Here is a 23014-nt window from a genome sequence, read left to right on the forward strand (position 1 = left end):
ACTCCAGTCCGCGATGGCCGGCCGGGGGGCGACGGCCGGCCGTCGCTTATGGGCAGGAGTGGATGAGTCGTGCAGACTCCCGGATCGCAGTCTTCACTGCACCGTGCGAATCTCGAGCGGGTCGTGCGGGCGGTGCGGCTCGCGGGTTCGCTGACCCAGGCGGAGATCGCCCGGTCCACCGGACTGTCGGCGGCCACGGTCTCCAACATCGTCCGCGAACTCAAGGACGGCGGGACCGTCGAGGTCACGGACACCTCGTCCGGCGGCCGCAGGGCGCGCAGCGTCTCCCTCAGCGGCGACGCGGGCATCGTGATCGGCGTGGACTTCGGCCACACCCACTTGCGGGTGGCGGTGGGCAACCTGGCCCACCAGGTGCTGGCCGAGGAGTCGGCCCCGATGGACGTGGACGCGTCCTGGGCGGACGGCTTCGACCGGGCGGAAGCCCTGGTCGGACAGCTGATCGCGAGTATCGGCGTGGGCCTGGAGAAGGTCATCGGCGTGGGCCTGGGCGTCCCCGGCCCGATCGACGTGGAGTCCGGGACCCTCGGCTCCACCGCGATCCTGCCGGGCTGGGCCGGGATCAACCCCCGCCAGGAGCTCTCCCAGCGCCTCGGCGTGCCCGTGTACGTGGACAACGACGCCAACCTCGGCGCCCTCGGCGAGCTGGTGTGGGGGAGCGGCCGCGGGGTCAAGGACCTGGCGTACATCAAGGTGGCCAGCGGCGTCGGCGCCGGCCTGGTGATAAACGGGCAGATCTACCGGGGCCCCGGCGGCACGGCCGGGGAGATCGGGCACATCACGCTGGACGAGTCCGGTCCGGTCTGCCGCTGCGGCAACCGCGGCTGCCTGGAGACCTTCGCCGCCGCCCGCTACGTCCTGCCGCTGCTCCAGGGCACGCACGGGCCCGGGCTCACCATGGAACGGGTCGTGGAACTGGCCCGGGAAGGCGACCCCGGCTGCCGCCGGGTCATCGCCGACGTGGGCCGCCACGTGGGCAGCGGTGTCGCGAACCTCTGCAACGTCCTGAACCCGAGCCGGGTCGTGCTCGGAGGTTCCCTGGCCGAGGCCGGCGAGCTGGTCCTGGCCCCCATACGCGAGTCCGTGGGGCGGTATGCGATTCCCAGCGCGGCGCGTCAACTCTCCGTCCTCACAGGCTCGTTGGGCAGTCGCGCCGAGGTGCTGGGGGCGCTGGCCCTGGTGCTCAGCGAGATGGGAGATTCAACCCTTCTGGCCGATTCGTCATCGCTGAAGCTCTTGCCTTCAGTTAGATAACGGATGGCACCGTTGTCATCTCGTTAAGGATTCACTCCTTGACGACAAACTCGCGGCCGAGGTTGACTCCATCACACCTCGGCCGCACCGATGCGGCCTCGTCAGGGAGGTTCAGGAAATGAACACGCGTATGCGCAGAGTCGCCGTAGTTGTCGCCGCGGGCGCCATGGCCGTGTCCCTCGCTGCCTGTGGCAGCGCCAAGGAGGCCGGCGAGAAGCCGAAGCAGTCCGGCACCTCCGCCGCCGCCGCGGGCGGCGCGATCAAGGTCGGTCTGCTCCTGCCCGAGAACCAGACCGCGCGCTACGAGAAGTTCGACAAGCCGCTCATCGAGAAGAAGGTCGCCGAGCTCACCGGCGGCAAGGGCGAGGTGGTCTACGCCAACGCCAAGCAGGACGCGACCACGCAGAACTCCCAGGTCGACACGATGATCACCAACAAGGTGAACGTGCTGATCATCGACGCGGTCGACTCCAAGGCCATCGCCGGCGCGGTCAAGAAGGCCAAGGACGCCGGCATCCCGGTCGTCTCCTACGACCGCCTCGCCGAGGGCCCGATCGACGCCTACACCTCCTTCGACAACGAAGAGGTCGGCAAGGTCCAGGGCAAGGCCCTGCTGGAGGCCCTGGGCGACAAGGCCAAGAACGGCGACATCGTGATGATGAACGGGTCGGTCACCGACCCGAACGCCGCCCTCTTCAAGAAGGGCGCCCACTCCGTCCTCGACGGCAAGGTGAACATCGGCAAGGAGTACGACACCAAGGAGTGGAAGCCGGAGAACGCCAACACCAACATGGCGGGCGCGATCTCGGCACTCGGCAAGGACAAGATCATTGGCGTCTACTCCGCCAACGACGGCATGGCCGGCGGCATCATCACGGCCCTCAAGGCGGCCGGCATGGACCCGCTGCCCCCGGTCACCGGCCAGGACGCGGAGCTCGCGGGCGTGCAGCGCATCGTCACGGGTGAGCAGTTCATGAGCGTCTACAAGCCGTACGCCCCCGAGGCCGAGGCCGCCGCGAAGATGGCCGTCGCGCTCGCCAAGGGCGAGAAGCTCGACGGCGTGACCACCTCGACGGTCGACAGCCCCACCGCGAAGGGCGTCCCCTCGGTCCTGGTCCCGGTCGTCTCGCTCACCAAGAACAACATCAAGGACACTGTCATCAAGGACGGTGTCTACACGGCCGACGAGATCTGCACCGAGAAGTACGCGGCCGCCTGCACTGCCCTCGGCCTGAAGTAGGCCGTACCGGCCTCCGCGGTCCACGAGACCCACGAGGGCCGTACGCAGTCCACGCCGGCCCACCCGGGCCGGCCGCGGCCCCGCACGGACACCGGCCGTGCGAGGCCCCAGCGTCCTGCCGGCCGGGGCCCGCTCCGCGGCCTCCGGTCCCCCGGGACCCCCGCGCCTGCCCGGCGCCCCGCCCACTCATCCCCGCCACCGGCGGGACGCCGGGCAGAAACGATTCCTCCCCCACCCCGCTCCTGCACTTACTGCACGACATCCCCGCCGGTCAGGCGGCGAAGGAGATGGTTCATGTGACCGCTGCGCCCGTGCTGGCGTTGCGAGGGGTCTCGAAGCGGTTCGGCGCCGTCCAGGCGCTCACCGACGTAGACCTCGAGATCCACTCCGGCGAGGTGGTCGCCCTCGTCGGCGACAACGGCGCCGGCAAGTCCACGCTCGTCAAGACGATCGCCGGCGTGCACCCCATCGATGACGGCGTCATCGAGTGGGAGGGCAAGCCGGTCACGATCACCAAGCCCCACGACGCCCAGAACCTGGGCATCGCGACGGTCTACCAGGACCTCGCGCTGTGCGACAACATCGATGTCGTCGGCAACCTCTTCCTGGGCCGCGAGCTCAAGCGCCGCGGTGTCCTGGACGAGGTGGAGATGGAGCGCCGCGCCCGCGAGCTCCTGACCACCCTGTCCATCCGGATCCCCAGCGTCCGCATCCCCATCGCCTCGCTCTCCGGCGGTCAGCGCCAGACGGTGGCGATCGCCCGTTCGATGCTCGGCGAGCCCCAGCTCGTCATCCTCGACGAGCCGACCGCCGCCCTCGGCGTCGAGCAGACCGCGCAGGTCCTCGACCTGGTGGAGCGGCTGCGCGAGCGCGGCCACGCGGTCATCCTCATCAGCCACAACATGGCCGATGTGAAGGCCGTCGCCGACCGGGTGGCAGTCCTGCGGCTGGGCCGCAACAACGGTGTCTTCAAGGTCGCCGACACCTCGCAGGAAGAGATCATCTCCGCCATCACCGGGGCCACGGACAACGCCGTGACCCGCCGGGCGGCCCGCACCGGGGAGGCCCGCAAGTGAGCACCGAACACCACACGCACGCGGAAGAGGTGGCCCAGCTGGCCAACCCGGCCGCCCCGGCGGACGCCATTCCCGCGGTGGATCCCCGCCTGCTCGTCCGCGAGCAGGGCCTGGCCGGCTACCTCAGCGAGTTCCGCCGCAAGATGAAGGCCGGAGACCTGGGGTCCCTCCCGGTCGTGATCGGCCTGATCGTGATCTGGGGCATCTTCCAGGGGCTGAACGAGAACTTCCTCTCCCCGGAGAACCTCACCAACATCGCGATCACCATGGTCGCCACGGGCATGATGGCCGTCGGCATCATCTTCGTGCTGCTGCTCGGCGAGATCGACCTCTCGGTCGGCTCGGTCAGCGGTGTCTCGGGCGCCCTCTTCGCCGTCCTGGCGGTCACCAACGGGGTCAACGAGTGGCTCGCGATCCTCGCGGCGGTCGCCGGCGGTGCCCTGATCGGCGCAATCCACGGCTTCTTCTTCGCCAAGATCGGCGCGCCGGCCTTCGCCGTCACCCTGTCGGGCCTGCTGTTCTGGTCCGGCGCGATGCTCCAGATCCTCGGCAGCAACGGCACGATCAACATCGACCCCGACGGTGTCGTGGGCCAGCTGACCACGTACTACTTCACGGACGTGGCCGCCGCCTACGGTCTCGCCGCGGTCGCCACGGCCGCGTACTTCCTGGCTGCCTTCACCGACAACAAGCGCCGTGCGGAGGCGGGCGTCCCGTCGCGCCCCATGAGCGAGCTGCTGCTGCGCACCGGCCTTCTCGCGGTGTTCACCTTCGGCCCCGCCGCGGTGTTCAACCAGTACAAGGGCCTCCCGCTCGCTGTGGTGCTCTTCGTGGTGGTCCTGGTCGGTACGGACTTCCTCCTGCGCCGCACCACCTTCGGCCGGAACGTCTTCGCCCTCGGCGGCAGCGTCGAGGCCTCCCGCCGCGCGGGCATCAACGTCGACGGCATCCGCATCGCGGTGTTCTCCATCGCGGGCACCTTCGCCGCCATCGGCGGGCTCTTCTGGTGCTCCAAGATCGCGGCGGCGAACCAGAGCGCGGGCGGCGGCGACCTGCTGATGAACGTCATCGCGGCGGCCGTCATCGGCGGCACCAGCCTCTTCGGCGGCCGGGGCCGGACCTGGAACGCCCTCCTCGGTGTCATGGTCATCACCTCGATCCAGTACGGTCTGGCTCTCGAGGGAATCGCCACTCCCGTCCAGTACATGATCACCGGTGCGGTGCTGCTGGCCACCGTGGTGATCGACTCGGTCACCCGCAAGACCCAGAAGACCGCCGGACGCGTCTGACAGCACGCCCGGCGCGGTAAGACCGGTCACAGTGCCCGGTGCCACTCCTCGTGGCACCGGGCACCTGTGCGTACATCAGTTCGTTGGCCCCTGTGGGCAACTGTACGGAAATGCACCCGAATGTGATGTATGACAGCGGGCGGATCCGCACAGGAATGACAAAGCTGTGACCCGCATGCGGCAGCCCGATGACCGGGGTCGCCGACGGAACATTAGACTCGACAGACCAGCAAGCAACTGCAAGGAGGCACGGGTGCTGCTGACCCGCATCAAGGGACCGCGCGATCTGGACCGGCTCAGCCAGGAGGAGCTGGTTCAGCTCTCCGCCGAGATCAGGACCTTCCTCGTCGACGCCGTCTCCAAGACCGGCGGGCACCTCGGCCCCAACCTCGGTGTGGTCGAGCTGACGATCGCCCTGCACCGGGTCTTCGAGTCGCCGAAGGACCGGATCCTCTTCGACACGGGCCACCAGGCCTACGTCCACAAGCTGCTCACCGGCCGCCAGGACTTCGCCGGCCTGCGCACCAAGGGCGGCCTGTCCGGCTACCCGTCGCGCGCCGAGTCCGAGCACGACGTGATCGAGAACTCCCACGCCTCCACCGTGCTGGGCTGGGCCGACGGCCTCGCCAAGGCCAACGAGGTGCTCGGCCGGGCCGACCACCACGTGGCCGCCGTCATCGGCGACGGCGCCCTGACCGGCGGTATGGCCTGGGAGGCGCTGAACAACATCGCCGCCGCCAAGGACCGCCCGCTGGTCATCGTCGTCAACGACAACGAGCGCTCCTACGGCCCCACCATCGGCGGCCTCGCCAACCACCTGGCCACCCTGCGCACCACGGACGGCTACGAGCGCTTTTTGGCCCGCGGCAAGGAGATCCTGGAGCGCACGCCCGTCGTCGGCAAGCCGCTCTTCGAGACCCTGCACGGCGCCAAGAAGGGCCTGAAGGACTTCATCGCCCCGCAGGGCATGTTCGAGGACCTGGGCCTGAAGTACATCGGCCCCATCGACGGCCACGACATCGAGGCCCTGGAGTCCGCGCTGCAGCGCGCCAAGCGCTTCAGCGGCCCTGTCATCGTCCACTGCCTCACCCAGAAGGGCCGCGGCTACACCCCGGCCCTGGAGCACGAGGCGGACCGCTTCCACGCGGTCGGCGTCATCCACCCGGACACCGGCCTGCCGGTGAAGACCGCCGCCGCCAGCTGGACCTCCGTCTTCGCCGACGAGATGGTGAAGATCGGCCACGACCGCCCGGACGTCGTCGGCATCACCGCCGCCATGCTCCACCCGGTCGGCCTCAACAAGTTCGCCGAGGTCTTCCCGGACCGCATCTACGACGTCGGCATCGCCGAGCAGCACGGCGCGACGTCCGCCGCGGGCCTCGCCACCGGCGGCGTCCACCCGGTCTTCGCGGTGTACGCCACCTTCCTCAACCGTGCCTTCGACCAGGTCCTGATGGACGTGGCCCTGCACAAGTGCGGCGTCACCTTCGTCCTGGACCGGGCCGGCGTCACCGGCGACGACGGCGCCTCCCACAACGGCATGTGGGACATGTCGATCCTCCAGGTCGTCCCCGGCCTGCGGCTCGCCGCGCCCCGCGACGCCGAGCAGCTGCGCGCCCAGCTGCGCGAGGCCGTCGAGGTCAAGGACGCCCCGACCGTGGTGCGCTTCTCCAAGGGCGTCGTGGGCCCGGCCGTCCCGGCCGTCGGCCGCATCGGCGGCATGGACGTGCTGCGCGAGCCGGCCCCCGAGGTCACCCGGCCGGACGTACTGCTCGTCTCGGTCGGCGCGCTCGCCCCGATGTGCCTGGAGATCGCCGACCTCCTCGACAAGCAGGGCATCAGCACCACCGTCGTCGACCCGCGCTGGGTCAAGCCGGTCGACGAGGCCCTCGCCCCGCTGGCCGAGCGGCACCGCGTCGTCGTCACCGTCGAGGACAACGGCCGCGCCGGCGGTGTGGGCTCCGCGGTCTCGCAGGCGCTGCGCGACGCGGGCGTCGACGTGCCGCTGCGCGACTTCGGCATCCCGCAGCGCTTCCTCGACCACGCCCTGCGCAAGGAGATCCTGGCCGAGATCGGGCTGACCGCCCCGGCCGTCGCACGGCAGGTCACCGGCCTCGTCGCCAAGCTGGACGGGCGCCTCGACAGCGAGCCGGCCGCCGCCGTCGACTAGCCGCCCCCGTCCGGCCGGCCCCGTCCGGCCGCATCGGGCGGGCCCGTCCGGAAAACGCCCCGCGCACGGTGCGTAGATCGAGGCGCGGTTGCACGTCACGGGCCGGGAGATCACTCTTGAAGAGTGGGCCTCCCGGCCCGTTCGTGTGCGTCGACACCTGTTCGGAGGTGCGTCGGTGAGTACGGATACAAACAGTCCCTTCCGCACCAAGACGGTGGAGCAGTCCATTCGCGACACGGAGGAGCCGGAACACGCCCTCAAGAAGTCGCTCTCGGCCTGGGACCTGACCGTCTTCGGTGTCGGTGTCATCATCGGCACGGGCATCTTCGTCCTGACGGGCATCGCGGCCCGCAACAACGCCGGCCCGGCCACTTCCCTCGCCTTCGTGGCGGCGGGCGTCGTCTGCGCCCTCGCGGCCCTCTGCTACGCCGAGTTCGCGTCCACCGTTCCGGTGGCGGGCTCGGCGTACACGTTCTCGTACGCCTCGATCGGCGAGTTGCCCGCCTGGATCATCGGCTGGGACCTGGTGCTGGAGTTCGCGCTCGGCACCGCCGTCGTGGCGGTGGGCTGGTCCGGGTACGTCCGGCACCTGATGAACACCAACCTCGGCTGGGACATGCCCGTCGCGCTCTCCGGACCCGATGCGGGCGGAAGCTTCGACCTGCTGGCGTTCCTGCTGGTCCTGGCGCTGACCGCGATCCTCGTCATCGGGACGAAGCTGTCGGCCCGGATCACCGCGATCGTCGTCGCCATCAAGGTCACCGTGGTCCTGCTGGTCATCATCGCGGGCCTGTTCTTCATCAAGTCCGCCAACTACGCGCCGTTCGTCCCTCCGGCCCAGCCGCAGCCCGAGGGCGTCAGCGGCTGGAAGGCGCCGCTGGTCCAGCTGCTGTTCGGCTACGAGCCCACCAACTTCGGCGTCATGGGCATCTTCACGGCGGCCTCCCTCGTCTTCTTCGCCTTCATCGGCTTCGACGTCGTGGCCACGGCGGCCGAGGAGACCAAGAACCCGCAGCGCGACATGCCGCGCGGCATCCTGGGCTCGCTGCTCATCTGCACGGTCCTCTACGTCGCCGTGACCCTGGTGGTCACGGGCATGCAGAAGTACACGGAGATGTCGCCGACGGCCCCGCTCGCGGAGGCCTTCAAGTCGGTGAACCAGCCCTTCTTCGCCGGCGCCATCAGCCTCGGGGCGTCCGTCGGCCTGATCACCGTGTGCATGATCCTGCTGCTCGGCCAGACCCGTGTGTTCTTCGCGATGAGCCGTGACGGGCTGCTGCCGCGCGTCTTCTCCGTCACCCACCCGAAGTACCGCACCCCGTACCGGGCGACCGTCCTGCTCGGTGTGGTCATCGCCATCGTCGCGGGCTTCACCAGCCTGGAGAACCTCGCGGAACTGGTGAACATCGGCACCCTGTTCGCGTTCGTGGTGGTCGCGCTCGGCGTCATCATCCTCCGCAGGACCCGCCCCGACCTGCACCGGGCGTTCCGCACCCCGTGGGTGCCGTTCATCCCGATCCTGTCGATCGCGGCCTCGCTCTGGCTGATGCTCAACCTGCCGGCCGAGACCTGGGCCCGGTTCGGCATCTGGATGGTCATCGGCATCATCGTGTACTTCGCCTACAGCCGCCGCAACAGCCGCCTGGGCAGGCTCGGCGCGGAAGCCAAGTACTGACCCGCCCGTGCTTCGGGCCCGTACGGGAGACTCCCCGTACGGGCCCGAAGCGTGCGGCGGTGGGCGGCCGGGCTCAGCCCTTGGCCGTGGCGGGGGACTTCTTCGCGTCCGCCGGGATCGTCCGGTCGGTGCGCAGGGCCTCCCACAGCCGGTCGGCCTGCGGCTGCGCGACGATGACCCGGTTGGGGTCGACCTTGTCGTAGGCCACCGGGAGCATGATGGTCTCCATGGTGTCCGGGGTGACGCCCTTCATGCTCTGTGCGAAGTCGGCGAGCGCGGTGAGGGAGGCGAGTTCGGCGTCGGTGGTGAGCGACTTGGTGCCGGCGTCCGCGAGCTTGTAGAGCCGGGCCGGGTTGCCGAGGGCGTCCTGCTTCTTGACCTCGGAGAGCATCGCCATCATGAACTGCTGCTGGAGGCCTATGCGCCCGAGGTCGCTGCCGTCGCCGTAGCCGTAGCGGGTGCGGACGAACTTGAGGGAGTCGGTGCCGTTCAGCCGGTGCGTGCCGGCGTCCAGCTTCAGGCCGCCCTTCGCGCCGGTCATCGGCTTGTCCAGGGTGACCGTCACCCCGCCGAGCGCGTCGACCAGGCCCTTGAAGCCGGCGAAGTCGACCTCGACGAAGTGGTCGACGCGGATCCCGGACAGCTGCTCGACGGTCTTGACCACGCAGGCCGGCCCGGCCAGCGTGTAGACGGAGTTGAACATGACCCGGTCGGCGGCCGGGACGGTCTTGCCGTCGCCGCCCTTGCACTCGGGCCGGGCTATGAGGGTGTCGCGGGGGATGCTCACGGCCGTGGCCCGGGCGTGGCCCTCCGGCAGGTGGAGCAGCATCGCGGTGTCCGAGCGGGCGCCGCTGACGTCGCCGTGGTCGAGGTCGCCGTTGGCGCCGTCGCGCGAGTCCGAGCCGAGGACCAGGATGTTCTGCGCGCCGGCGACGACCTTCTTCGGGCGGTTGTCGCCGATGGCCTGGTCGAGGTCGACGCTGTCGATGTTGCCGCTGAGGTGGCTGTACGCCCACCAGCCCGCGCCGCCGGCCGCGAGGACGAGCACCGCCACGACCAGCAGCACGATCCGCAGAACGCGCCGTCCGCCGCGCCGCGGCCTGCGCCGGGTGGAGGGTGGGGTGGCCGAGGGGCGGTCGGTCATGGAGGCAGTGCCCTTCTATTATCGATGGGGGTGCATCATAAGACACCCTTTCGAGTGGCTGGTTCTTTCGGGTGAAGGGCCCCGTTCCTCAGGTGTGAACATATCGGGCAGAAGGGTGGTATGCGGAGTGATCCGCGGCAAAGACGGCAGCCGAGCCGCCTCTTCGGCTCGCGGGGCGCAGGACGCCCGTACCGGCGGACCGGGCCGGTCCGCCCCGCCGGCCGGCCCCTGGCTGTTCAAGGGCGGCGACGGCCGCCTGACGGCCTACGCCTGCACCCCGGGCGGCCTGCTCCGCTGGACCGAGGCGGCCGCTCCCTTCACCGGCTGGACCGGCCCCGACGCCTTCGACGTCCCGGGCTGGCTGGGAGCCGCCGCCATGGCGCGGACCCGCGAGGGCTACGTCCACTTCGCCGCCCTGCGGGCCGCCGAGGACGGCTCGGGCCCGCCCGAGGTCATCGTCTCCACCCAGTTCCAGCCGGGCCGCCCCATGACCGACTGGTACGGCCTCGGCACCCCGGTCCTGCGCGGCGGCCCCGAGGGCGACCGGCTGACCGGCCCGCCGCGGATCACCGTCAACCAGCGCTCCGGCTCCCTCCACGTCGTCGTCTCCCTGCGCCACTCGGGCATCCTGCGGCGCAGCCGCAACGCCGAGGGGGCGTGGGGCGCCTGGAAGCAGGTGACCGCGCAGCCCTACCCGGGCGAGGTGGTCCCGCTCATGCCGACCGGCGGCGTGCTGGAGGTGCTCGCCGTCGGCCCGTCCGGGCCCGACCGCTGGAGCGGCGTCGGCCAGGGCCGCTTCGGCCTCGCCGACCGCATCCCCACGCCGGTCGTCCCGGGCACCCCGGTCGCCTACGAGACGGGCCCGCGCCGGGCCACGTACTTCTGGCGCTACCCGGGCGACGGCTCGCTGGTCGCCTGGCGGGCCGCCCGCCAGGGGGTCCAGGGCGGCCTCATGGGCCTCGGCGGCGCGGGCGGCCGCGGCGCGCCCGGCGTCACCCGGGCCGTCCTCGGCGGCTACGACTGCACGGTGCTCGCGCAGACCGGAGCCGACGGCGACATCGAGGTCACCGCCTACGTCACCGAGAACGAGGGCTACGGCACCTGGTGGGCGTCCATCGGCGGCCGCGGCGCGTACGCCCCGCAGGTGGACGTCGACGCGGCGGGCCGGGTCGTCGTCGCCGCGTTCGACGAGAGCGGCACACCCATGTGCGCCCGCCAGGACACGGGCGTCCAGGGGTTCGCGTTCGGCCCCTGGGAGTTCCTCGCCTGATCCGGGCGGCGGTTCCCCGTCCCGGATCAGGCCGGCGGGGCCGACCGGCCCGGAGCGGCCGACCGGCCCGGGCCGGGTCGATCGGGCCGGGCCGACCGGGCCGGGCTCAGGCGCGGCCCGGCAGCGGGGCCCGCTGGGCGACCTCGATGGTCAGGCCGCCGTCCTCCGCGTAGTACGGGGTCGCCGTCAGCTCCATGCCCTGCGTGCCCGGCGCGTCCGAGATCCGCACCGGCATCCGGGCCGTGGTGTCCAGGTCGGCCGCCCGGCGGGTGCCGAGCCGCACCTCCTGGGTCACGCCCTCGAAGCTGACCGACAGGTACAGGTCCCAGGTGCCCGGGGGCAGCGGCCAGCCGCTGGAGGTCTGCGCCAGGTTGATCCGCGCCGAGAACCGGCCCATCGCCCGGGTCTTGCCCTTGGCGTTGGCGAGGGTGTCGTCCCGGCGGGCCGTCACCGCGTGGGTCTCCTGGGCCCCGCCGGTCCGTTCGCGCAGCACCACCCGGGTCGCGCGGTCCTTCGTCGACAGCTGCTCGAAGAACGCGTACCCGTCCAGCAGCAGCATCGGCCCGTCCCAGCGGGCCTTCTGGAGCTGCTGGGAGACCGTCATGTCACCGGTGATGTCGAACAGCTCGTCGGGCAGCCCGACCTGCGGGTCCCGGAAGAACGGCAGGGTGGTGAACACCCGCCCGTTCTCCACCGTCTTGCGGACGACCGGCCGGTCCTTGTCCGCCTCGAAGGCGGCGATCTGCTGCGCCTCGGCGAACCGGCCCTGGGCCAGCAGCGCGAACCGCACGGCGGCCATGCGCGGCAGCAGCGCCAGCGCCCCCGGGGAGGCCTGGGTCCGCAGCACCTCGGCCGCGGCCCACAGCGTCTGGTCCCGCTCCGCCGGGTCGGCGGCCGACAGCAGCGCCTGCGCGGTGGCCCCGCCCAGCTCCACCTCCAGGTGCCGGGCCTGGAGCCGGTCCCGGCCCGGCCCCTCCGGCAGCTGCGAGGCGACCAGGGCCAGCATCCGGGAGGCCAGGGCGACCCGGTCGGCCAGGGTTCCCCCGTGGGCGGGCGCGGGGCCCCTGACCACGCAGGTGGCGTCGCCGACGACGGAGACGTTGTCCGCGCCGATGAACGCGCCCGCGGTGAAGACCTGCTCGTCCCCCATCGGCATGTCGGTGGGGAAGACCAGGCCGCGCCGCTGCAGCAGGCTGGTGCGGAACAGCTTGTCCGGGGTCAGCGACCAGTAGACCCGCGAGCTGAAGGCGTCGGTGTAGGCCTGGTTCTTGCGGAACATCGCCGTCGGGACCGTGTGCCGGCCCGAGCTCTCCAGCTTGCCGAGGACCACGTCGGCCTCGTTGGCGTCGGCCGCGGCCACCATCCGCTGCAGCGCGTCGGGCGCCAGCCGGTCCGTGGCCTCCAGGAAGATGACGTACCGTCCGCGCACCTGGCTCAGCGCCCAGTTGCGGGCCGCGGCCGGGCTCAGCCCGTGCGAGACCTGCCCGATGCGGACGAACCCGGGGTGCTGGTGCGCCGCCCGGGCCAGGACGGAGCCGCTCTCGTCCGTCGAACCGTCGTCGACGCCGATGATCTCCAGCCGGTCCGTGCCGATGGTCTGGCCGGTGACGGAGGCCAGGCAGGCTTCCAGCGCCCGGGCCTGGTTGCTGACCCGGACCGCGACGGACACGTCCTTGATGTCGGCGGGGAGCGCGACGGCGGTGTTCATGGTGGGTTCCTCAGACGGTCGGACGGGGCGCGGACGCGGGGCGGTCGGGGCGGGGCCAGGGCATCTCCCCGGTCAGCTCGGGCCACTGCCAGGGCCGGAAGGCGACGTCCGAGGTCTGCGCGGGGAAGGCGCCCGGGGCGAAGTCCAGGGATCCCACGAACACGTTCACGTGGGAGGTCAGCTGCTCCCCGGCAGGGGTGCCCACCGTGTACGCGAACCGGTCGTAGCCGGTGAAGCCGGGCGCCGGGCTGTACGTCACCCAGCCGTCGTACGACAGCTGCGCCTCGCCGTGGCGCGGTGCGGCCACCGCCACGGCGGTGCTCCCCGCCGGGCACGCGGACAGCACGTTCACCGAACCGGACCCGCCCGGCTCGGCGGTGAGGCGCAGGCCGCGGGCGGTCGCCCGGCGGACCGGCAGCGCCTCGGCGTCCAGCCGGGCCGTGCGGATGAGCTTGCGGCCGGTCGCGTCGGGGACGGCCACCACCATCTGCGGCCGGATCCGCGGCGCCGAGGCCGTGTCGTGGACCCGCAGGTGCAGGATGCCGGTGCCGGTCTCGCCGGAGTCGGCCCGGACCCGGAACCAGCCCTGCCGCGGGAAGTACTCCAGGCCCTGCACGCCGACGATGTCCGCGGACTCGGCCAGCGGGGCCCGCAGCAGGTAGCCGCAGCCGCGCGAGGCGCCCTGGTCGGGGGCCACGGACAGGCCGAGCTGGACCGTCTCGCCGGGGGCGACGCCGCGCCGCGGGTCGACCGAGCAGTACAGGGCGGCGTAGACGGCGCCCCCGTCGGGGCTCTCGCCGAGGGCCCGGCCCCGGCACAGGAGGTTGTTCACGGACGGGCTCCTCAGGCGCCGGGGAACGTGGAGACGCGGGTCGTGGTGCGGTGCCGGAAGGTCTCCTCGTCCAGCCAGCCCATCTCGTCGTAGTCGAAGCGCGTGCGGTCCAGGTCCCGGCCCCAGTGGGCCGGGATGATGCCCTGCTCCAGCATGCTGCGGGCGATGAACCGGGCGCACTCGATCGCGCCCTCGGCCCGCGTGTGCACGTTGTCCCCGTCCAGGATGTGCTTCTGCAGCGGCTCGCCGCGGCGCAGGTACATGAAGGCGGGCTTGGACGCCTCGGGCCCGAGCTCCTCCCACCACAGCAGGCTCTGCCCGTACAGGTCGACGACGGGGACGTGCTCGTCCTCGGCCAGCTGCCGGGCCGCGACCGGGTAGTCGCCGAGGAAGCGGGCGGCGTTGCCGTGCCGGTCGATGCGCCGCCGCTCGTACGGCAGCAGGATCACCGGGTGGCCCTGCCGCTCCCGGGTGCCGTGCACGTACGCGGCCATCTGCTCCACGAAGGTGGTGAACGGCTCGGTGTGCAGGCCCGGGTCCGGCTTGATGTCGTTCTGGCCGAAGCCGAACAGCAGGTAGTCGCCCGGCGCCATGTCCTCCAGGATCCACTGGAGCCGGCCGCGCTCGCGGAAGCTCTTGGAGCTGGCCCGCGCGCGGGCGCAGTTCACCACCTCCACGGCGTCGGTGAGGAACAGCGGCAGCGCCTGCGTCCAGCCCGCCATCGGCAGGAAGCTGTACGGGCGGGTGACCGCGTTGGAGCCGCCGGCGACATAGATCCTGGGGCGGCGGCCCTGCTGTGGGACGGATGCGTACGACACGTTAGACCCCCTGGTCCTCCGACGTCTGGATCAGGACGGAGGCGAGCGCCGCCTCGAAGCCGGACCGCTGCGCCGGGGGCGCCGTCGGATCCTGCTTGCGGACGTCGATCACATGGCCGGTCATCTCGGAGACCAGCACGTCCAGGGAGGTCAGGGCCACCGACTCGGAGGTCAGCAGCGAGTCCTGGGGCTCCCGGCCGAAGGCCTTGGCGCGCATCGGGGTGGCGGTGCGCTCGGGGTTCACGCAGTTGACGCGGATGCCGTCCTCGGCCCACTCGTCGGCGAGGGCCTGGGTCAGGTTCACCATGGCGGCCTTGGTCGAGGAGTACAGGCTGTACTCGGCGCGGCCGCGGGTGTAGCTGCTGGAGGTGAACAGCAGCAGCTGGCCCTCGGTCTCGCTGAGGTACTTGTAGGAGGCGCGGGCCATGTGCACCGGGGCCAGGTAGTTGACCTCCAGCGCCTCGCGGATGGTCTCGTTGTCGGTCTCGGCGAGGCGGCCGACGCGGAGCACGCCCGCGGTGTTGACGACGTAGTCGATCCGGCCGGTCTCGGCGTAGGCCGTGGCGAGGGCCGCCTCGACGTGGTCGAGGTTCTCGACGTGCGTGCCGGTGGTGGAGCGGCCGAGGGCGAAGACGCGGGCGCCGAAGCCCTCGGCGATCCGGGAGATGTCGGCGCCGATGCCGTACGAGCCGCCGAAGACCACCATCGTCTTGCCGGACAGCTGCGCGCGGTAGGCCTCCTCGTCGGCCTGGGCGGGCGCGGCGTGGGAGGCGAGCTGGAACAGCTTGTCGGCGATGAAGACGTCGACCGGCTGGGTGACCTTCATGTTGTAGTCGTCGCCGGCGACCACGTGCACGGGGACGTCCGGCAGGTACTTGACCACCACCGAGCAGTCGTCGGTCGCCTGGAAGAACGGGTCGGCGGCCGCCCGCTCGTACGCGGCGCGGATGGTGGAGAGCCGGAAGCCCTGCGGGGTCTGGCCGCGGCGCAGCCGGGAGCGGTCGGGGACCTCGGTGATGAACTCGCCGTCGTCGCCGTGGGTCCGCGTCACGATGACGGTGTCGGAGGACGGGATGGCGACGTCGACGGCCTGGTAGCGCTCCAGGGACTCGACGCACTCGCGGACCACGCGCTGGGAGAGCAGCGGGCGCACCGCGTCGTGGAAGAGGAGGTTGCAGTCCTCGCCCTCGCCGAGCCGCTCCGTGGCGGCCCGGATGGCGGCCAGGGTGGTCTCGCTGCGGGTGGAGCCGCCCGCGAGGACCTCCGTCACCTTGCGCAGGCGGGCCTTCTCGACGATGCGGCGGGCGTCGTCCAGGTACGCGGGCGTCATGAGGAGGATGACCTCGTCGACGTCCGGCGCGTTCTCGAAGATGTGGAGGGTGTGCTCCAGGATCGACTTTCCGGCGATCTTGAGCAGCTGCTTGGGTATTTCGAGCCCGATGCGCTGGCCGGTGCCCCCTGCGAGCACGACGGCGATGGTGCGGTGGGGGACGGGTCTGGAGGACACGGGCTCCTACTTCCTGAGCTGGTGGTGCGGTGTGGCGGTGCGGACGCGGTGGGGCGCGTGGGCGGGGGCTGGTGCTGCGGGGCGGAGCCGGTGCTGCGGGGTGGAGCCGGCTAGACCGGGAAGTGCGCCTCCTCCGGCTCCGGGTACTCGATGGGGAAGTCGAGGAGGCCCCGCCGGTAGAGGTCGTTGGCGGCCTCGTTGAAGCGGACGATCGAGGGCGGGTACTCCGCGCCGAGCAGGTACTCCTTGAGCTGCTCGCGGTAGGGCGCCATGACGTCCCGGCCCGGGTTCAGCGTGGCGTCGAGGGCCTCGGCCAGGCCGTTGCAGTCGCCGTCGAGGAGGTACGAGGCGTACGCGGTGCGCTGCTCGTTGCGGAACTCCTGGTCGGGCAGGCCCTCCAGGTTGAAGATCGCGTACGGCTTGCGGGTCGCCACGAAGTCGGAGACGACGCTCGACATGTCGCCGATCAGCAGGTCGGACTGGTTGAAGCAGTCGTACAGGGCGGGGATCCGCTCGGTCACCACGTGGTGCGCGGCGTCGGGGATGGCGCTCCAGTACAGGGAGCCGGCCTGGTTGCGGTAGCGCCGGATGCGCGCGGTCCGCTCCTCCTCGGTGAGGTCCGGGTACTTCGAGCGGACGCCGCGCTCGGAGAGGTCGGCGATGCGCTGGTCGATGCGGGCGAGCTTCTTGGCCGCGGTCTTGGAGTCGGTGATGTTGCGGCCGAAGCGCCGGGCGTTGTCCTCCTCCAGGAGGGCGATGACGCGGCGGTGCGCGGCGGCGGCCTCGGGGGAGCGGGAGCCGGTCAGCGGGTGCGGCTTGTAGATGATCCGGATCTCGCGCTCGTCGTCGAGCAGCGCCTGGATCAGCTTCTCGCCGGCCGGGATGACGGAGGTGTAGCAGGCGTCGTCGGTCCAGCCCTCCCAGGTGGGGGCGTAGACGACGGTCGGGATCTTCCCCGCGACCTTGCCGGTCCAGGGGCGCAGGGGCGCCAGCTGGGGGCGGCCGACCTCGACGATCTGGTGCGGGGTGACGGCGTGCTTGATGCGCTCGTAGCGGTCGCGGCCGGCCCGGCCGGCCACCCATATCTCGTCGAAGACCTTGCTGACGCGGTTGCTGCTGGCGAGCTTGTCGCTGTCGCCGTGGCCGATGAAGACGTGCTTGACCTCGGCGCGCTGCAGCATGTGCACGTTCTTGCCCGCATTGCCCGGGTAGAGGGCGACACGGAGCTCGTGCATCTCGATACGGGCGAGATTGTCCGCTTTGGGGACGCAGATGACGGGAACCGGGGTCGCGTCGAGGTAGCGCAGGGTGGCCCGCTCGCGCAGCACGATGATGGGCCGCAGTTCGAGCGCCTCCAGGGCCTCCAGCCACATGTTCACCTGGTACATGAAGTCTTTGGAGATGGCGGCGAACGTGAAGTAGAGCGCGACCTGGGGCCGGTACGCGGCCAGCTGGTGGTTGAGCTCGTCGATGGCCTCGTCGGTGGTGGGCAGCTTGAGCGCGTTGCGCGCGTCGGGCACCAGCACCAGCAGGGAGAAGTAGGCGAGGAAGACCGTGATGATCATGCCGTACGTGACCCAGCGCCAGTCGTCCGTCGCGATGGTGGCCAGGGCTCCGGCGACCAGCGGGATGTCCAGGTGCAGGGTCTTGCGGACGTGCTTGTCCATCAGGAACGGGTGGGGCATGCGGCGGATGCCGAGGGCCTCCAGGTCCAGCCCGCGCGTGGTGAACGGCAGCTCGTTGCGCGACTTGCGGACGTGCTTGAGCAGGGCGCCGTACGCGAGCTGGAGGATGAACAGCAGCAGCAGGCCGATGGTGGTCATCTGCGCCACGAACGACTCGATGTCGGCCACGGCGCCGCACAGGCCCAGCAGCAGGAACTGCCGGATCAGGAAGCGCATGGTGAGGCCGAAGCGCGAGTCGCGCAGCTTCTCCAGGGTCGGCGACTCGGTGTTGTGGAGCATCAGGTCGGCGACGTAGCTGAGGGCCGCGCAGCCGGCGAAGAGGGGGAGGGAGACGAGCGCGACCGCGACCAGCATCCCGAGAAAGCTGAGGATGAGTCCCGAGGTGATCGCAACGCCGAGTGCAGCGCGCAGCCGCTTGGAGCCCATGGTGCGGTGCCTCCCCCATGGAGGTATAAGAGTCGCGTGAAGTGTCGCAGTAGTATAAGCAGGCTCATGGACGGTTCTAGAACGTGCCGTGAACCACAGGCCAATGATTACGGGCCCCGTCACGGAAATATGTGACGACCATCCCTCCGGCGGGCTCTCAGCCCGTGAACCGATACACCGTCAGCTCGCGACGATCCTTCGCCTTCACGGAAAATCCCACACACAAACCCGCCTGTGAACCCACCCGGCGCACCGCGATTCCCTCGGGCTCCCGATAGGGAAGATCCGGGGCCACCGTCACCTTGTGGCGGCCCTGCGCCCGGCCCGTGCGCACGTCGATTGCGGACACATAGGTATTGCCGCCGGACTTCCGCGGATTACGTCCGTTCTTTCCGGTATAGGGATTTCCGGTCAACACGTACACGAAGTCCCCGGACAGCGCGCAGCCCTGGAACCACTCCTCTTCCTTGACCTGCACACCGGCCCTGATCGTCTGGGCCGGAGTGAAGCGCCCGGCCAGGAAATCCGCCATCCCGTACACCGAGAACCGGTGCTCGCCCTCCTCCTCGTGGCTCACCAGCACCCGCTCGCCGGCCAGGTCGAGCGCCGGGCAGACGGCGGTGGCTCCGGGCACCGGATCGAAATGCCGCACGGAGTCGTGGGCGCTGTCCAGCACCGCACCGTCCTTGAACGGCACGCGGACCACCGTCCGGCCGTAACCCTTCTCCGGATCGGCCCGGCCTTCCAGCCATATGTACGTACGCTGCCCCGTCGGCTCGACGCCGAAGGAAATTCCGTGGCCGAAGCCGCGCAGATACATGTGCCCGAGCGTATTCCCGGAACTGTCCAACCGGGTGAGGCACATATCACCGGCCGACTTGCGGTCGTCGTATGCGACGGCCTCCTGCTCGTCGTCGAGCCGGATCCCGTCCTGCACCACTTGGAGGGTATAGACCTGACCGTTGGAGTCGTCGAACGCGAACGACTGCGGGCCCGTCGTGTTGAACAGCGGCGCCGGGGCCAGCAGCTCCGCACCGGTGCGCAGGTCGACATCGCCCACCTGCCGCGGGGTGGCGGCGTCCTCCCGGCCCCCGTCCCCGTCCCCGTCGCCGTACGCGTCGTCGTCGGGGCCGGGCCGCTGCGCCCAGGCCAGGCCGCCCGTGGCGAGCCCGGCTGCCGCCGCGCCGCCCGCGAACAGCAGGGTCCGGCGGCTGAAAGGTCTCTTGCCATCCGCCATGGGCCCATTCTGCCAGCCCGGCCGGCCGGCCCCGGCGGCGGCCCCGGCGGGGACACCGCGGGGACACGGCAGGTCACGGGTGCCGGCGGACCCGTGGCGCCGGCCCCGCAAGCACCGGACGCCCGCCCCCCGGGTGGGGGACGGGCGTCCGCAGCACTCACCCGCCGTCAGGCAGGCTCCGCCGGTGTCAGGCCGGGACGCTCGCCAGGCCCGGGGCGAGGAACTTCTTGCCGTTCACGCGCTCCGAGACGCCCTCGCGGTCCAGGTACGGCGTGATGCCGCCCAGGTGGAAGGGCCAGCCGGCGCCCGTGATGAGGCAGAGGTCGATGTCCTGGGCCTCGGCCACGACACCCTCCTCCAGCATCAGGCCGATCTCCTGCGCCACCGCGTCCAGGACGCGGTCCCGCACCTGCTCCTCGGTGAGGACCGAGTCGCCCTGCACCAGGAGGGCGGCGACCTCGGGGTCCAGCTCCGGCTTGAAGCCGTTCTCCGCGGAGTAGACGTAGAAGCCGCGCTTGCCGGCCTCGACGACCGCCTTCAGGTTGGGGGAGACCGTGAAGCGCTCCGGGAAGGCGCGGTTCAGGGTCTCGGAGACGTGCAGGCCGATGGCCGGGCCGACCAGCTCCAGCAGCACCAGCGGGGACATCGGCAGGCCGAGCGGCTCGATGGCCTTCTCCGCCGTGACGACCGGGGTGCCCTCGTCGATGACGTTCTGGATCTCGCCCATGAAGCGGGTCAGGATGCGGTTCACGACGAACGCCGGGGCGTCCTTGGTGAGGACCGCGGTCTTCTTCAGCTTCCTGGCGACACCGAAGGCCGTGGCCAGCGAGGCGTCGTCGGTCTTCTCACCGCGGACGATCTCCAGCAGCGGGAGGATCGCGACCGGGTTGAAGAAGTGGAAGCCGACCACGCGCTCCGGGTGCTGCAGCTTGGAGGCCATCTCCGACACCGACAGCGAGGAGGTGTTGGTGGCGAGGATCGCGTGCGCCGGGGCGACCGCCTCGACCTCCGCGAACACCTTCTGCTTGACGGACATCTCCTCGAACACGGCCTCGATGATGAAGTCCGCGTCCGCGAAGCCCTCGGCCTTGTCCAGGACACCGGTCACCAGCGCCTTGAGGCGGTTGGCCTTGTCCTGGTTGATGCGGCCCTTGCCCAGCAGCTTCTCGATCTCGGCGTGGACGTAGCCCACACCCTTGTCGACGCGCTCCTGGTCGATGTCGGTGAGGACCACCGGCACCTCCAGGCGGCGCAGGAACAGCAGCGCCAGCTGCGAGGCCATCAGGCCCGCGCCGACGACGCCGACCTTGCTGACCGGGCGGGCCAGGCTCTTGTCCGGGGCGCCGGCCGGGCGCTTGGCGCGCTTCTGCACCAGGTTGAAGGCGTAGATGCCCGAGCGCAGCTCGCCGCCCATGATCAGGTCGGCCAGCGCCTGGTCCTCGGCGTCGAAGCCCTTCTGCAGGTCGCCGTCCTTGGACGCCTCGATGATGTCGAGGGCGCGGTACGCGGCCGGGGCCGCACCGTGCACCTTGCCGTCGGCGATGGAGCGGCCCTTGGCGACGGCCTGGTCCCAGGCCTCGCCGCGGTCCACCTCGGGACGCTCGACCGTGACGTCGCCCTTGAGGACCTTGGCGGTCCACAGCAGGGACTGCTCCAGGAAGTCGGCGCCCTCGAACAGGGCGTCGGCGATGCCGAGCTCGAAGACCTGCTTGCCCCGGAGCTGCTTGTTCTGGTTCAGCGAGTTCTCGATGATCACCGAGATCGCCTTCTCCGCGCCGATCAGGTTCGGCAGGATCGTGCAGCCGCCCCAGCCCGGGACCAGGCCCAGGAACACCTCGGGGAGGGAGAACGCCGGCAGCGCCTTGGAGACGGTGCGGTAGGTGCAGTGCAGACCGACCTCGACACCGCCGCCCATCGCCGCACCGTTGTAGTACGCGAAGGTGGGGACGGCCAGGCCCGCCAGACGCTTGAAGACGTCGTGGCCGCCCTTGCCGATGGCCAGCGCCTCGTCGTGCGCCTTCAGCAGCTCGACGCCCTTGAGGTCGGCGCCGACCGCGAAGATGAACGGCTTGCCGGTGAGGCCGATGCCGGTGATCGCGCCCTCGGCGGCCTCCTTCTCGACCTGGTCGATGGCGGCGTTCAGGTTCGCCAGCGACTGCGGGCCGAAGGTGGTCGGCTTGGTGTGGTCGAAGCCGTTGTCCAGCGTGATGAGCGCGAAGCGCCCGGCGCCGTACGGCAGGTCGAGGTGGCGGACGTGCGCGGACGTGACGACCTCGTCCGGGAACAGCTCGGCCGCGCCCTTCAGGAGCTCAGCGGTGGTGCTCACTTGGAGTCTCCCTCGGTGTCGAAGTTCGGGTTCTCCCAGATGACCGTCGCGCCCATGCCGAAGCCCACGCACATGGTGGTCAGGCCGTAGCGGACGTGCGGCTGCTCCTCGAACTGGCGGGCCAGCTGCGTCATCAGGCGGACACCGGAGGAGGCCAGCGGGTGGCCGAAGGCGATGGCGCCGCCGTACTGGTTGACGCGGGCGTCGTCGTCGGCGATGCCGTAGTGCTCCAGGAAGGCGAGGACCTGGACCGCGAACGCCTCGTTGACCTCGAACAGGCCGATGTCCTCGATGGACAGGCCGGCCTGGGCCAGGGCCTTCTCGGTGGCCGGGATCGGGCCGTAGCCCATGACCTCCGGCTCCACGCCCGCGAAGGAGTAGGAGACGAGGCGCATCTTGACCGGGAGGTTGTTCTCGCGGGCGAAGTCCTCGGACGCGATGATCGCGGCGGTGGCGCCGTCGTTGAGACCGGCGGCGTTGCCCGCGGTGACCCGGCCGTGGGTACGGAACGGGGTCTTCAGGCCGGCCAGGTTCTCCAGCGTGGTGCCCGGGCGCATCGGCTCGTCGGAGGTGACCAGGCCCCAGCCCGTCTCACCGACCTCCGCGTTGGTGTTGCGCACCGAGATCGGGACCAGGTCCTGCTGGATCTTGCCGTCGGCGTACGCCTTGGCGGCCTTCTCCTGCGAGCGCACGGCGTACTGGTCGGCGCGGAGCTTGGTGATCGTCGGGTACCGGTCGTGCAGGTTCTCGGCGGTCATGCCCATGAACAGGGCGGACTCGTCGACCAGCTTCTCGGAGACGAAGCGCGGGTTCGGGTCGACGCCCTCGCCCATCGGGTGGCGGCCCATGTGCTCGACACCGCCGGCGATGGCGACGTCGTACGCACCGAAGGCCACGCCGCCCGCGACGGCGGTCACGGCGGTCAGCGCGCCGGCGCACATGCGGTCGATCGAGTAGCCCGGGACCGACTGCGGCAGGCCCGCGAGGATGCCGGCCGTGCGGCCGATGGTGAGGCCCTGGTCGCCGATCTGCGTGGTGGCGGCGATGGCCACCTCGTCGATCTTCTTGGCGTCCAGGTCCGGGTTGCGGCGCAGCAGCTCCCGGATCGCCTTCACGACGAGGTCGTCGGCGCGGGTCTCGTGGTAGATGCCCTTCGGGCCCGCCTTGCCGAACGGGGTGCGGACGCCGTCGACGAAGACGACGTCCCTGACGGTACGAGGCACGTTGGCTCTCCTCCAGGTGCGGGTGTGCACTGCTGCGCGGCGGGCAGCCCGGCACAAGGACCTGAGCGCCCGCTCACCCGCCCATGCTACTTGCGAGTAACCGGTGTGCACACCCC

Annotated in this window: 16 protein-coding genes; 7 read left to right on the forward strand and 9 right to left on the reverse strand. The window is 70.9% G+C overall.

Going from position 1 to position 23014, the window contains the following annotated elements; translation table 11 throughout:
• Window positions 1-69 precede the first annotated feature (69 nt).
• From ACIQUT_RS00505 to ACIQUT_RS00530, 6 genes are all read left to right on the forward strand, one after another.
• Window positions 70-1272, forward strand: a complete 1203-nt coding sequence (locus tag ACIQUT_RS00505) for an ROK family protein (protein WP_403557733.1) — start codon at window positions 70-72, stop codon at window positions 1270-1272.
• Between the two features lie 118 nt (window positions 1273-1390).
• Entirely contained in the window at window positions 1391-2512 is a 1122-nt protein-coding gene (locus ACIQUT_RS00510; protein ID WP_403557735.1) for a substrate-binding domain-containing protein, read from the forward strand.
• A gap of 287 nt (window positions 2513-2799) precedes the next feature.
• Window positions 2800-3588 (forward strand): ATP-binding cassette domain-containing protein, encoded by a 789-nt coding sequence (locus ACIQUT_RS00515; RefSeq protein WP_179172995.1) that lies wholly within the window; start codon window positions 2800-2802, stop codon window positions 3586-3588.
• A complete protein-coding gene (locus tag ACIQUT_RS00520) occupies window positions 3585-4877 on the forward strand; it encodes a sugar ABC transporter permease (protein ID WP_403557737.1) in 1293 nt (430 codons plus the stop codon). The genes ACIQUT_RS00515 and ACIQUT_RS00520 overlap by 4 nt, the downstream gene beginning before the upstream one ends.
• A 253-nt stretch (window positions 4878-5130) precedes the next feature.
• Entirely contained in the window at window positions 5131-7047 is a 1917-nt protein-coding gene (gene dxs / locus ACIQUT_RS00525; RefSeq protein WP_403557739.1) for a 1-deoxy-D-xylulose-5-phosphate synthase, read from the forward strand.
• 175 nt (window positions 7048-7222) lie between these two features.
• The gene (locus ACIQUT_RS00530; RefSeq protein WP_403557741.1) at window positions 7223-8722 is read left to right on the forward strand and encodes an amino acid permease; all 1500 of its coding nucleotides are present in this window, start codon (window positions 7223-7225) and stop codon (window positions 8720-8722) included.
• 73 nt (window positions 8723-8795) lie between these two features.
• Here the strand turns inward: ACIQUT_RS00530 and ACIQUT_RS00535 are convergent, their stop codons facing one another.
• Window positions 8796-9866 carry an LCP family protein gene (locus tag ACIQUT_RS00535; protein ID WP_403557743.1) on the reverse strand — a complete coding sequence of 357 codons (1071 nt, stop codon included), beginning with the start codon at window positions 9864-9866 and terminating at the stop codon, window positions 8796-8798.
• A 127-nt stretch (window positions 9867-9993) separates the two neighbouring features.
• On the opposite strand from ACIQUT_RS00535, the gene ACIQUT_RS00540 reads away from it, so the two are divergent.
• Entirely contained in the window at window positions 9994-11136 is a 1143-nt protein-coding gene (locus tag ACIQUT_RS00540) for a hypothetical protein (RefSeq protein ID WP_403557745.1), read from the forward strand.
• Between the two features lie 106 nt (window positions 11137-11242).
• Here ACIQUT_RS00540 and ACIQUT_RS00545 read toward each other — a convergent pair whose 3' ends face one another.
• From ACIQUT_RS00545 to ACIQUT_RS00580, 8 genes are all read right to left on the reverse strand, one after another.
• Window positions 11243-12844 carry a glycosyltransferase family 2 protein gene (locus ACIQUT_RS00545; RefSeq protein ID WP_403557747.1) on the reverse strand — a complete coding sequence of 534 codons (1602 nt, stop codon included), beginning with the start codon at window positions 12842-12844 and terminating at the stop codon, window positions 11243-11245.
• Window positions 12845-12854: 10 nt separating this feature from the next.
• Window positions 12855-13676: an Ig-like domain-containing protein gene (locus ACIQUT_RS00550; RefSeq protein WP_403557749.1), complete on the reverse strand. Its 822-nt coding sequence runs from the start codon at window positions 13674-13676 to the stop codon at window positions 12855-12857.
• A gap of 11 nt (window positions 13677-13687) precedes the next feature.
• Complete coding sequence (locus ACIQUT_RS00555; protein WP_403557751.1) at window positions 13688-14494, reverse strand: rhamnogalacturonan acetylesterase; 807 nt, start codon at window positions 14492-14494, stop codon at window positions 13688-13690.
• Window position 14495: 1 nt separating this feature from the next.
• Complete coding sequence (locus ACIQUT_RS00560; RefSeq protein ID WP_403557753.1) at window positions 14496-16001, reverse strand: SDR family NAD(P)-dependent oxidoreductase; 1506 nt, start codon at window positions 15999-16001, stop codon at window positions 14496-14498.
• Window positions 16002-16111: 110 nt separating this feature from the next.
• A complete protein-coding gene (locus ACIQUT_RS00565; RefSeq protein ID WP_403557755.1) occupies window positions 16112-18112 on the reverse strand; it encodes a hypothetical protein in 2001 nt (666 codons plus the stop codon).
• A gap of 157 nt (window positions 18113-18269) precedes the next feature.
• Entirely contained in the window at window positions 18270-19349 is a 1080-nt protein-coding gene (locus ACIQUT_RS00570; protein WP_403557757.1) for a signaling protein, read from the reverse strand.
• Window positions 19350-19536: 187 nt separating this feature from the next.
• Window positions 19537-21675, reverse strand: a complete 2139-nt coding sequence (locus tag ACIQUT_RS00575; protein ID WP_403557759.1) for a 3-hydroxyacyl-CoA dehydrogenase NAD-binding domain-containing protein — start codon at window positions 21673-21675, stop codon at window positions 19537-19539.
• A complete protein-coding gene (locus tag ACIQUT_RS00580) occupies window positions 21672-22898 on the reverse strand; it encodes a thiolase family protein (RefSeq protein ID WP_403557760.1) in 1227 nt (408 codons plus the stop codon). The genes ACIQUT_RS00575 and ACIQUT_RS00580 overlap by 4 nt, the downstream gene beginning before the upstream one ends.
• Between the last annotated feature and the right edge of the window lie 116 nt (window positions 22899-23014).

This window comes from Streptomyces sp. NPDC090445 (assembly GCF_044769385.1).
Lineage (GTDB): Bacteria > Actinomycetota > Actinomycetes > Streptomycetales > Streptomycetaceae > Streptomyces.